General features: G+C 41.5%; 8 protein-coding genes and 3 pseudogenes. 10 read left to right on the top strand and 1 reads right to left on the bottom strand.

Features of this window, described 5'->3' with window-relative positions:
* The first annotated feature begins 135 nt into the window (after positions 1-135).
* The 7 genes and pseudogenes from G4D76_RS04720 to gatB form a co-directional block, all read left to right on the top strand.
* Positions 136-799, top strand: a pseudogene (locus G4D76_RS04720) (heptaprenylglyceryl phosphate synthase).
* Between the two features lie 18 nt (positions 800-817).
* Positions 818-2,995 (top strand): DNA helicase PcrA, encoded by a 2,178-nt coding sequence (gene pcrA, locus G4D76_RS04715; RefSeq protein WP_213810688.1) that lies wholly within the window; start codon positions 818-820, stop codon positions 2,993-2,995.
* A 6-nt stretch (positions 2,996-3,001) separates the two neighbouring features.
* Positions 3,002-4,973 (top strand): annotated as a pseudogene (ligA, locus tag G4D76_RS04710) (NAD-dependent DNA ligase LigA).
* A gap of 3 nt (positions 4,974-4,976) precedes the next feature.
* Entirely contained in the window at positions 4,977-6,185 is a 1,209-nt protein-coding gene (locus G4D76_RS04705) for a CamS family sex pheromone protein (protein WP_213810687.1), read from the top strand.
* A 72-nt stretch (positions 6,186-6,257) separates the two neighbouring features.
* A complete protein-coding gene (gene gatC, locus G4D76_RS04700) occupies positions 6,258-6,560 on the top strand; it encodes an Asp-tRNA(Asn)/Glu-tRNA(Gln) amidotransferase subunit GatC (protein ID WP_213810686.1) in 303 nt (100 codons plus the stop codon).
* 15 nt (positions 6,561-6,575) lie between these two features.
* Positions 6,576-8,054: an Asp-tRNA(Asn)/Glu-tRNA(Gln) amidotransferase subunit GatA gene (gene gatA / locus G4D76_RS04695; RefSeq protein WP_213810685.1), complete on the top strand. Its 1,479-nt coding sequence runs from the start codon at positions 6,576-6,578 to the stop codon at positions 8,052-8,054.
* A 1-nt stretch (position 8,055) separates the two neighbouring features.
* Positions 8,056-9,482, top strand: a pseudogene (gatB, locus tag G4D76_RS04690) (Asp-tRNA(Asn)/Glu-tRNA(Gln) amidotransferase subunit GatB); the annotation flags it as partial.
* Between the two features lie 352 nt (positions 9,483-9,834).
* On the opposite strand, the gene G4D76_RS04685 reads toward gatB, so the two are convergent.
* The gene (locus G4D76_RS04685; protein ID WP_213810684.1) at positions 9,835-10,581 is read right to left on the bottom strand and encodes a hypothetical protein; all 747 of its coding nucleotides are present in this window, start codon (positions 10,579-10,581) and stop codon (positions 9,835-9,837) included.
* 180 nt (positions 10,582-10,761) lie between these two features.
* Between G4D76_RS04685 and G4D76_RS04680 the strand changes: the two genes are divergently transcribed.
* The 3 genes from G4D76_RS04680 to G4D76_RS04670 are packed head-to-tail and all read left to right on the top strand — an operon-like array spanning position 10,762 to position 12,174.
* The gene (locus tag G4D76_RS04680) at positions 10,762-10,953 is read left to right on the top strand and encodes a GrpB family protein (RefSeq protein ID WP_213810683.1); all 192 of its coding nucleotides are present in this window, start codon (positions 10,762-10,764) and stop codon (positions 10,951-10,953) included.
* Positions 10,916-11,203: a hypothetical protein gene (locus G4D76_RS04675; RefSeq protein ID WP_213810682.1), complete on the top strand. Its 288-nt coding sequence runs from the start codon at positions 10,916-10,918 to the stop codon at positions 11,201-11,203. The genes G4D76_RS04680 and G4D76_RS04675 overlap by 38 nt, the downstream gene beginning before the upstream one ends.
* Positions 11,204-11,226: 23 nt before the next feature.
* Positions 11,227-12,174, top strand: coding sequence for a diacylglycerol kinase (locus G4D76_RS04670; protein ID WP_213810681.1), 948 nt, complete (start codon positions 11,227-11,229; stop codon positions 12,172-12,174).
* The last annotated feature ends 7 nt before the right edge of the window (positions 12,175-12,181 follow it).

Genomic DNA, 12,181 nt, shown 5'->3' with positions numbered 1-12,181 from the left:
CGTACGGGTTTTGTCTATATTATGTTCAAAGTATATTCTCTTTTAAAGCTTATATTCTCTGTCTTCTGCTTTAATGTTTTTTGGTATATAAAAATGATATAATCATCATATGAATTTTATAAAGGATATGGTCTCATGACACGACAGGCAAAGCATATATTTAAACTGGATCCGGCTAAAGAAATCGATGACAGTACGCTTAAGAAAATTGTGAACTCAGGTACGGATTTAATATTGGTCAGCGGGACTGATAATGTAACTGAGAAAAATGTCTACGGACTGCTCAGCCGTATCAGGGAGTTTGATGTTGCGGCAGCACTTGAAATATCGCATCCGGATGCGGCAGTACCGGGCTTTGATCATTATTTTGTGCCGACAGTTATTAACACGGAGGATGTTAATTTTACACATGGTATGCTCGTTGAAGCTTTGATGGAATATCATGATTTTATCGATTATGAGAGTATTTCCCTGCTGCCTTATATTATAATGAATCAGGAATGCAAAGCGTTTAAACATGCCAACTGTCATGCTGTATGCGATGAAGAGTTTATCGCAATGATTCACATGCTCGATAAATTATACAAAATGGATTACATATATAGAGTACAGCGGTGCTTTCGGCGACCGGGAGCTGGTTAAAGAAGCTTACGAAGCTGCAGAACATGCACGCATCGTTTATGGCGGCGGTATTGTATCGAAGGAAACTGCCAAAGAGATGGACAGTATCAGCGATATAATGGTTGTCGGCAATATTATTTATGACGATGCTGAACGGGCATTAGAAACTATCATTTAATAAATTGGAGTTTTTATAATGGATTTATCTACGATGAATAAAGAACAACTGGAAGCGATTAAAACGACGGAGGGCCCGCTGCTAATTATGGCAGGGGCAGGAAGTGGCAAAACACGTGTGCTTACGCACAGAGTGGCGTACCTGCTGGATGAAAAACAGGTGCCTTCATACAATATACTGGCAATTACTTTTACGAATAAAGCAGCGCGTGAAATGCGCGACCGTGTCGACAGATTAATCGCGGAGGATGCATCTAAAATGTGGATTTCAACATTCCACGCAATGTGTGTCCGTATTTTAAGACGCGATATAAGCTATTTAGGCTACGACACGAGTTTTTCTATTTTAGACCCTCTCGATCAGCAGTCGGTCGTGAGAGATATTTTAAAAACTCGTAATCTGGATACGAAACAGCATAATCCGAGAAGTATTTTGTCGGTTATTTCAAATTATAAAAACCAGCTTATTAAACCTGAACAGGCTATCGCAGAAGCGGGCGGTTTCCAGGACGAGCTTTACAGTGAAATCTACAAAGATTATCAGGAAATTTTATACCGCAACAGTTCACTGGATTTCGATGACTTAATTATGCTGACAATCGAACTGTTCGATAAGAAGCCGGATGTTCTTAATTACTACCAGACAAGATTCCAGTATGTTCACGTGGATGAGTATCAGGATACAAACCATGCACAGTATAAGCTCGTGCAGATGCTCGCTGCGAAGTACAGGAATATTTGTGTTGTGGGCGACTCGGATCAGTCGATTTATAAATTCCGCGGTGCGGACATCCAGAATATACTGAATTTCGAAGAGGATTATCCGGAAGCGACAGTAATTAAGCTTGAAGAAAACTATCGTTCAACGAAGACGATATTGGACGCGGCGAACGCGGTTATCGACAACAATACAGAACGCAAACCGAAAAACCTGCGCAGTAATAAAGGTGACGGCGTTAAAATAGAAGTGAACGTATCGTTCAGTGAACGTGAAGAGGGCCACCGCGTCGTCGAGAAAATTCAGGAGCTCAGTGCTGATTATTCATACGGCGAGATGGCGGTGCTTTACCGTGCGAACGCACAGTCGCGTGCGGTTGAGGATGCATTTGTTAAATCCAGTATTCCGTATAAAATGGTCGGCGGAACGAAGTTCTACAGCAGAATGGAAATTAAAGATCTGATGAGCTATTTAAAAGTTATTCAGAACCCGTCTGATGACATCAGTTTCCAGCGGATTATCAATGTACCGAAAAGAGGAATTGGTGAGAAGACAATCGATAAGCTGCGCGCTCATGCAGAAGAGCTGAACTCGAGCATCTATGATGCGATCCGCGACTCGGACTTTTTAGGTATTCCGGCGAAGACAGTGACTAAGTTAATGACACTGCTCGCGGTACTCGATAATTTAAAAGAAAAATCGAAGTATATGACAATGACTGACCTTGTCGACGAAGTGCTTGCCGATACCGGCTATCACGACATGCTGAGCTCTGATAAAACATTGGAAGCACGGAGTCGTCTTGAGAACCTTGAGGAATTTAAAACTGTAACGAAAGAGTTCGATAATGAATTCCCGATTTCAGATGATTTATTTAATTTCCTGAGTGATATGGCGCTTATCTCAGATCAGGACGGAAAAGACGATGTCACAGGTGTCACGATGATGACGATGCATGCGTCGAAAGGTCTTGAATTTAAAGTGATTTTTGTCGTCGGTCTGGAAGAGGGAATATTCCCGTCCCGCCGTGTGCAGTTTGATGATCAGGAGCTGGAAGAGGAAAGACGTCTGATGTACGTGGCGGTGACCCGTGCAATGGAGCACTTAATATTATCGCGTGCGGAGTCCCGCATGCTGTACGGTAAAACTGAATCGAATATGCAGAGTCGTTTCTTAAGTGAAATTCCAAAAGAGCTGCTGGAATCTTCAGGCAGTATCGGCCGTACGCCAGAAAGCAGTATGAGTTCAGGTGCCGGTTCATCTTTCTCACGCGGACCGAAAAAACGCTCGCGTATTATTAATAAGAAGACAGGTACTAATTTTAATGTCGGCGATAAAGTTTCCCACAAAGCGTTCGGAGAAGGTATTATCTCGCAGGTTAAAGGCGAGGGAGACAATACGGAGCTCGATATTATTTTTAAAACTGCAGGACCGAAAAGACTGCTTGCAAACTATGCACCGCTTGAAAAAAAGGACTGAATATAAATGAAAGAAAGAATTCATGAATTACAACGCTGCTTACACGCTACAATCACGAGTCATGTCGAAGATAACCCGTCGATTCCGGATACGGAATACGATGCTCTCCTCCGTGAACTGATTGAGCTGGAAAGTGAACACCCGGAATATAAAACAGATACGTCGCCGACAGTAAGGGTCGGCGGTGAGATTCTGAGTAATTTCGAGAAGGTCACACACAGCTCACCGATGCTGAGTCTCGGCAACGCGTTCAACGAAGAAGATTTAAGAGCGTTCGATCAGCGTGTCAGACAGAATGCCGGCGATGTTACATATATGTGTGAATTGAAGATCGATGGTCTGGCGGTCTCGCTGACTTACGAAAATGGCCGTTTCACACGCGGGGCAACTCGCGGTGATGGTACTGTAGGTGAAAATATTACAGAGAATCTGCGGACGATTCATGCGATTCCGCTGACGGTAGACTCAGATTTAACTTTCGAAGTGCGCGGCGAGGCTTACATGCCGAAAAGCTCGTTTATGAATCTGAACAAAAAACGAATTGAAGAAGATAAGCAGGAATTCCAGAATCCGCGGAATGCAGCGGCAGGGTCATTAAGACAGCTGGATCCAAAGCTTGCTGCAGCACGTAATTTATCGGTCTTCCTGTACAGCGTGACATCACCGGAAGCACTTGACGCTGTAAGTCAGAGCGGAGCTCTTGATAAGCTCGATGAACTCGGTTTTAAAACGAACAAAGAACGAAAATTAATGACGACCATTGATGACGTTATTGGATATATTGATTACTGGACGACGCACCGCTCGGAGCTTGCATATGAAATCGACGGTATCGTAATTAAAGTGAATGATCTCAGTACTCAGGATGAGCTCGGCTTTACGGTGAAATCACCTCGCTGGGCTATTGCATATAAATTCCCGGCGAAGCAGAAGAAGTCATCACGGAGATACTGGATATTGAACTGACAGTGGGGCGGACAGCGTCATTACGCCGACTGCGATACTGGAACCGGTAAAAGTTGCAGGAACAACTGTCGGACGTGCTTCACTGCATAATCACGAACTGATCGAAGAGCGGGATATCCGCATCGGAGACAAAGTTGTGATTCGTAAAGCCGGTGATATCATTCCGGAAGTGGTTAAATCATTAAAAGAAGAACGCACAGACCAGGCTGTGTACGAAGCACCGACGACTTGCCCGTCATGCGGACATGAGACAGTCAAGCTGGAAGATGAAGTGGCAATACGCTGTATTAATCCTGCGTGTCCGGCACAGCTGACGGAAGGTATCATTCATTTCGTCTCCCGAGGTGCGATGAATATCGACGGTCTCGGTGAGAAAGTAGTTCGCCAGCTGTTCGATGCAGAGCTGATAACTGATGTTTCAGATTTATATAAGCTTCAGTATGATGACTTAATTGAGCTCGAGCGTATGGGCGATAAAAAAGTAACAAATCTGCTGACGGCAATTGAAGCGTCGAAAGCAATGCCGTTAAGTAAATTATTATTTGGTCTCGGCATACGTTTTCTCGGTTCAAAAGCTTCACGGCTGATTGCAGAAGAGTACGGTTCGATGGCGGAAGTATTAAAAGCAACAAAAGAACAGCTGATTGAAATACCGGAAATCGGTGAAAAGATTGCAGATTCAATAGTGACATATACACAGAATGAAGATTTTATCGAGCTTGTTAATAAGCTCGGAGGAGCAGGTCTTAATCTTACTGAAGAAAAAGAAGAATTGTCCGGTACTGTGTTTTCCGGCATGACATTTGTTCTAACGGGCAAGCTGGTCGAAATGACCCGCGATGATGCGAAACAGAGTATTGAGTCATACGGCGGTAAAGTTACGGGCAGTGTGTCTAAAAACACAGATGTTGTTGTTGCAGGAGAAGATGCCGGCAGCAAGCTGGAAAAAGCGAATAAGCTCGGTGTAACCGTATGGAATGAACGAGAATTTATTGAGAAATTGGGGCAATGAGTTATGAAGTTTAAATCGATATTACTCGCAGGCGCAACTTTGCTGCTCTTGGCAGCCTGCGATGGTGCCAATGAAGCTGAAATCAGTGAACAGATGGACGAGGCATCATTGGAGAATGAAGTTTCGAATGTACAGATTGAAGAGCAGGATGACACAATCACTTCAAGCAGTGAAGATTTTTACCGTTCTGTTGTACCTTATGAATTATCTCCAGCCCGCGGTTTGTCGAGTGCAAATTTAGTTTCTTCATATAACGTGGAAGAGTTTGAAAAGGGGCTCTTTACGATCAGTCAGAGCGTCTTTCCTACAAATGAATATATATTCCGTGAAGGTCAGATTATTTCAGAAGAAATGGTCAGAGGTTATTTAAGCCGGCAGTATACGAGTGAAGAGCTTGAGAATATGGATGAAGCAGAGCTGCTTAATTCCGATGCTTTCAGTAATCTCGGGCTGAATCCGTCAACGAACGGCGAAACAGATCCCGAAGTTATCGCAGAAGAAGCTCCGCTCTATCTGTCTCATATACTTGAACAGAATTATATGGCAGAAGGCGAAGATGGCAATCTGTCGTTTGAAGGTATTACTATCGGCCTCGCAATGAACAGTGTTCATTATTATCAGACTGAACAGTACGGGCAGACACAAGAACGTGCACTTGATCCTGCAACAGTAAAAGAAAAAGGCGAGGAAATGGCAGCTGAGATTTTAACACGCATCCGTGCGAACGACCAGTATGTGGATAAAGAAATCGTCTTTGCAATATTTATTCAGTCAGGTGATACAGATATTGTTCCAGGTAACTTTGTATCGCAGGCAGTTGTAGCGCCAGTTGAAAATACGATCGAATCATTTACGGATATGAACGAACAGAACTTATTACTGCCATCCAGTGAAGCGGCGGAGATTTCACAGGAAGCGAACAGTGAATATCAAAACTTCAACAAAGATTTATCGTCTTATTTTGACAGCTTTACAACGTCTGTAGGCAGAGGGAAGTTCATAGACGGTACACTTGATACGCTGACAGTTGAAATACCGATTGAATATAACAGCCGCGGTGAAATGATCGGAATGTCCCAATTCGTCAGAGATCTGGTGAACGAGCATTTTACAGGTACGGATATCGAAGTTGAAATTAAAGATAAAGCGCAGGTCTACAGTGTAATTACACGTGAAGGCGAAGGTGCAGCCAATCTTTATATATTTGAATAATTTAAGCACATGGAAAAGTGCCCTGGTTTTTGGTAAACTTTAAATGTTGTATTTATAGAAGGAGGGTCATTCATGGAGGAACTTGATTTAAAGAAAATTCAGCGTGTGGCTGAATTATCTAAGATAGAAATAAAAGATGAAGAAGAGCTTAGAAATTTATCGACAAAAATTAAAAGTATTGTTGCGCACTCGGAGCGCTTGAATGACTTGGATTTATCGGATGTAGAACCGATGACGCATGCAATGCAGCTGCAGCAGGAGACCTCGGGCTCATTGCGTAAAGATGAAGCGGGAGAACCTGTAACACAGGAAGAAGCGCTTAGAAACACAGAGTTTACAGAAGATGGACAATTTAAAGTACCTAGAATGATTTAAGGAGGGTTAATAATCGTGAATATAAATGAATTAACAGTAGAAGAACTATACAGTAAAATTCACAGTAAAGAGATCAAACCTTCTGAAGTAGTAGGTGCTCTTTTTGACAGAATCGAAAAATACGACGGCAACATTAAGTCGTTTATTACTTTAACTAAAGAACAGGCGTTGGAAACTGCAGCGGAACTTGACCGTCTTCAGAAAGAAGATAAAATGGACGGCGAGCTGTTCGGTATTCCGGTTGGAATTAAAGATAATATCGTTACTAAAGATATTTTAACAACATGCGCGAGCCTTATGCTGCATAACTTTAAGCCGGTTTATGATGCAACTGTTATGACTAAGCTTAAAGACCAGAATTCAATTTTGATGGGTAAACTGAACATGGATGAATTTGCGATGGGTTCAACATCGGAAACATCTTACTTCCAGACGACTAAAAACCCATGGAACTTAGAATGTTCACCAGGTGGGTCATCAGGCGGTTCGGCTGCAGCAGTAGCAGCAGGATTTGTACCGTATGCACTTGGTACTGATACAGGCGGTTCAGTAAGACAGCCTGCTTCATTCTGCGGAATTGTCGGTATGAAACCGACTTACGGCAGAGTATCACGTTTCGGTCTGATTGCTTTCGCATCATCTTTAGATCAGGTTGGCCCAATGACACGTACAGTGCGTGACAATGCTAAAGTACTTGAGCTGATTTCAGGCGAAGACAGCAGCAACGACATGACAAGTGCGAGAAACCAGGATACTGATTTCTTAAGCGGCATCGAAAAAGATATCAAAGGCATGAAACTTGCACTGCCTAAAGAATTCTTAGGCGATGATGTCGATGAGTCTGTAACTGAAGCTGTATTAAAAGCGAAAGAACGCTTTGAATCACTTGGCGCAATAGTTGAAGAAGTGGAAATGCCAAACCTTCAATATGTAGTAAGTTCTTACTACTTAATCGCTTCAAGTGAAGCAAGTGCAAACCTTGCACGCTTTGACGGTATCCGTTACGGCTACCGTGCTGAAAATGCAAAAAACTTAGAAGAACTATATAAAAAATCACGCGGTGAAGGATTCGGCGATGAAGTAAAACGCCGTATTTTACTTGGAACTTACGTATTAAGCGCAGGTCATTATGATGATTATTACGTGAAAGCACAAAAACTCCGCCGTTTAGTATCTGACGATATTCAAAGAATTTTAACGGATTACGATTTAATTATCGGACCGACAACAACGACGCCGGCACATAAATACGATGAAGTTAAAATCGAAGGTACGAAGGAATATAAAAATGATATTTTAACAATTCCTGCAAACCTTGTAGGTGTGCCTTCATTAAGCATTCCGTGTGGAGTGTCTGAAGACAACAGACCAATAGGCATGCAGCTGATCGGCAATCACTTCGAAGAACGCAAAATTTACAATGCAGCGTATCAGTTTGAAACAGTATATAACCTGCATGAAGAGCTTAAAAATCTAACGATGGGGGCGGAGTAAAATGCATTTTGAAACAGTTATTGGACTTGAAGTTCACGTTGAATTAAAAACAAATTCAAAAATATTTTCCAATGCCCCGCTGCACTACGGACATGAACCGAACACGAATATTTCTGTAGTTGAACTCGGCTATCCGGGAACGCTGCCGGTTCTTAACGAAACTGCAGTAGAATACGGCATGAAAGCTGCAATGGCATTAAATATGCAGATTGCTGAGAATACTAAGTTTGACAGAAAAAACTATTACTATCCGGATAACCCGAAAGCTTACCAGATTTCACAATTCGATAAACCAATCGGTGAACACGGTTCACTTGAAATCGAAATAGACGGAGAGAAGAAAACAATCGGTATTACACGTCTTCACCTTGAAGAAGACGCCGGTAAATCAACTCACAAAGAAGATTATTCATTAGTCGACTTAAACCGTCAGGGAACGGCTTTAGTAGAAATCGTTTCTGAACCGGATATCAGAACACCTGAAGAAGCGTACAAGTATCTGGAAAAAATCAAATCGATTATTCAGTACACAGGCGTATCCGATGTGAAGATGGAAGAAGGATCACTTAGATGTGATGCTAATATTTCAATCAGACCTGTCGGACAGGAGAAATTCGGTACGAAGACTGAGCTTAAAAACTTAAACTCATTTAACTTTGTAAGAAAAGGTCTTGAGCATGAAGTGAAGCGTCAGGAGCAGGTATTACTGTCAGGCGGCATTATCGAGCAGGAAACAAGACGCTACGATGAAAAAACTGGCGAAACAGTATTAATGCGTATTAAAGAAGGCGCAGATGATTACCGTTACTTCCCTGAACCTGATTTAATGCACCTTCACATCGATAACGAGTGGAAAGAACGCGTACGTGCAAGTATTCCGACATTGCCGGATGAACTTCGTGAGAATACATTAACGAATATGATCTTCCTGTATACGATGCAGAAATTCTGACGATGAGAAAAGAAATGTCCGATTTCTTCAGCGATATGGTCGAAACACATAAAGCAGACCCTAAACTGGCTTCAAACTGGTTAATGGGCGGTGTAAACGAATACCTGAACAAAAATAATGCTGAACTTGATGATACAGGATTAACTGCCGAGAACTTAACTGGCATGATTAATATTATCGAAGACGGGACAATTTCAAGCAAGCAGGCGAAGAAAGTATTCTCTGTACTGATTGAAAAAGGCGGCACAGCAAAACAGGTTGCTAAAGACCTCGGTATGGAGCAAATCTCTGACCCGGCAGTGCTGACAGGTATGGTTACGGACGTACTTGATGCTAACGAACAGTCTGTAGAAGACTATAAAAACGGTAAAGACCGTGCAATTGGTTTCCTAGTCGGCCAGATTATGAAGAAATCAAAAGGACAGGCTAACCCTAAAATGGTCAACCAGATTCTTCTTGAAGAGATTAACAAGAGATATATAAACAAAAACACCGGTTTTCCTATTTGGGAAACCGGTGTATTTTTTCGTTATCGGTCATTGTGACTTAGACGATGACGGGATAGAGGTGTTACCCAGTCATTGTGACCTTGACGATGACGGGATAGAGGTGTTACCCAGTCATTGTGACCTTGACGATGACGGGATAGAGGTATTACCCGGTCATTGTGACTTTGACGATGACGGGATAGAGGTGTTACCCAGTCATTGTGACTTTGACGATGACGGGATAGAGGTGTTACCCGGTCATTGTGACTTTGACGATGACGGGATAGAAAATATTAACAACACAAAAAGGAACCGGGAAATTTCCCAGTTCCTTTTAAAACTACTGCAGCAAATAATTTGTAATACTGTTAATCATTTCATCTTCCAGCGAAGGGTTAAGCGTTTCGCTGTCATAAGGGTTTTCCGTTATAACTTCCTGATTATCGATGTAGAAATAATCATTTTCTGTGAAATACACAGCATCGCTTTCAAGTTCAGCCGCAAGGTTTTCGTTCTCATGTGCATTAGGGTTACCTAATATAATCACTGTTTTATCAGCGTTATATAAATCCATATACGCATTAGTTAAATTTCTTAAGTTTCTTTCCGGCAGAACTTCGGCATCATAATCTGCAATTTGCAGTGCGTCGAGAATGACAACATCGCTGTTGTCATTAACTGTAAGCTCGTTTATATTCGTCGTGTTTGCCGGCAGTTCAAGCTGGTTAAACTGAACTGTATCTGAACCAATTTGATTGTTCAGGCGTTCAGCGAAGTCTCCGTTGTAATGTGCCGGAAGCAGCACGTCGACGATGAGCTGTTCGTTATTGCTTACACGTTCGTCGTATTTTTCCTGAATAGCTGTTTCGTTAAATGCTAAATCATTTGTATTATCAGCTGGTTCTTCTGATGCGCTCTCTTCTTGTGCAGTGTCGTCTGATTCCTGCTGTCCATCATTTGCAACTTCAGTATCATTGGCAGTATCTTCAGCAGCTTCATCCGTGAAGATTGGACCTGTATGCATAAAGTTGAAATATATTCCGGCAGCAAACAATAAAAATAGTATAATCACTAAAGCTTTTTTCATGGTATCTCCTCAAATAATAATATCCCAAAGCATTACATATGATATAATGTTGGCAACATAATACTTTTAAATATTATTATACATGAATTACGAAAGTAAGACATTATTTTAGGATGATTATGTATAAATAAGTTAAATATAAATATTAAAGATAAATATATAGAGCAGGCTTTCGAGATATTGAATTTTTTCAAATCAATTATTATCGAAGTTCATCATATCGGTTCATCAAAGCTCGCAAAGATTCCTTATGATTGTGATATGGATATTCTTTTTATCGTTAAATCATATGATGATGTAAGAAATCTCGCGGATATTTTAATTGCTGAAGGGTATGTACACGTTAATCATTTCTCCGATTATTTCAGATGATATGGTCATGAGAAAAGTTGTCGACGGACATAACATAAACATGATATTTATGAGCAGTGCCAGCCGCAAAAAGAACGATATATTAATATGCACTGAGCATCTGCTTATGAATGAACAATCGTGCAGTGATTTTAAAAATTTAAAGAAATTACTTGTTAAAAATGAAGTGACAGAAGACGAATACGATGAGCATAAATATCGTCTTTTTCAAATGATTATAGATGAAGGCGATCATTTGACGAGCGTATAATTTCATATGTAGAGGAGATATTCATGAAAACAGCGAGAATAATATACAATCCCACTGCCGGCAAAGAAAGTTTTCAGGAAAAACTGCCTGCGGTGCTGAAGCGTTTTGAAGATGCAGGTTATATTACAAGCACTCATGTTACAACGGGGCCGAATGATGCGACCTATGCTGCGCGGTTTGCATGTGAACAAGGTTTCGATTTAATTGTCGCTTCCGGCGGAGATGGCACGGTTAATGAAGTTATTAACGGTCTCGCGGAGTACGATGAACCTCCGGAAATTGGAATAATTCCAATGGGGACGGTCAATGATTTCACACGTGCACTTAAAATACCAAATGACATTGACGAAGCAGTCAGTGTTATTTTAAACGGTAAAACAGGCAGAGTGGATCTCGGCAGTATGAACGGCAAGTATTTTATGAATATCGCAGGCGGCGGTAAAATCACCGAGGCCTCCTATGAAGCGCCGAGCAAATTAAAAGCAGTAATCGGTTCTCTCGCATATTATGTCAAAGGCATTGAACTGATTCCTCAAATGCGGAGCATTAATTTACGTATCGAACATGATGGTGAATTATTTGAAGGCGAAGTGATGATTTTTCTCCTTGGACTGACTAACTCAATCGGCGGCTTTGAGAAATTGGTGCCGAATGCAAAATTAAATGACGGAAATTTCTCATTGCTTATTCTTGAAAATGTTAATCTTGCGGAATTCGGTCATATTTTATCGCTGGCCACACGAGGCGAACATTTAAAACATCCGAAAGTGCATTATTATAAAGCGCAGGATGTCAGAATTACTTCTTATGATGAAGTGCAGCTGAATCTGGATGGTGAATTCGGCGGTGTACTGCCGGCTCATTTTAAAAACTTAAAAGAATTTTTGAAAATAAGAGTGTCGGATGAGTTTTACAATGAGCTGTACAGTAAAGATAAAGACTATACACTTCCGGAACCAACAGACGCTTAATTCCGAT

The organism is Jeotgalicoccus sp. WY2 (genome assembly GCF_018437745.1).
Classification (GTDB): Bacteria; Bacillota; Bacilli; order Staphylococcales; family Salinicoccaceae; genus Jeotgalicoccus; species Jeotgalicoccus psychrophilus.
Note: the sequence above shows the minus strand (reverse complement) of the source record. Positions and strands in the feature narration are given on the sequence as shown.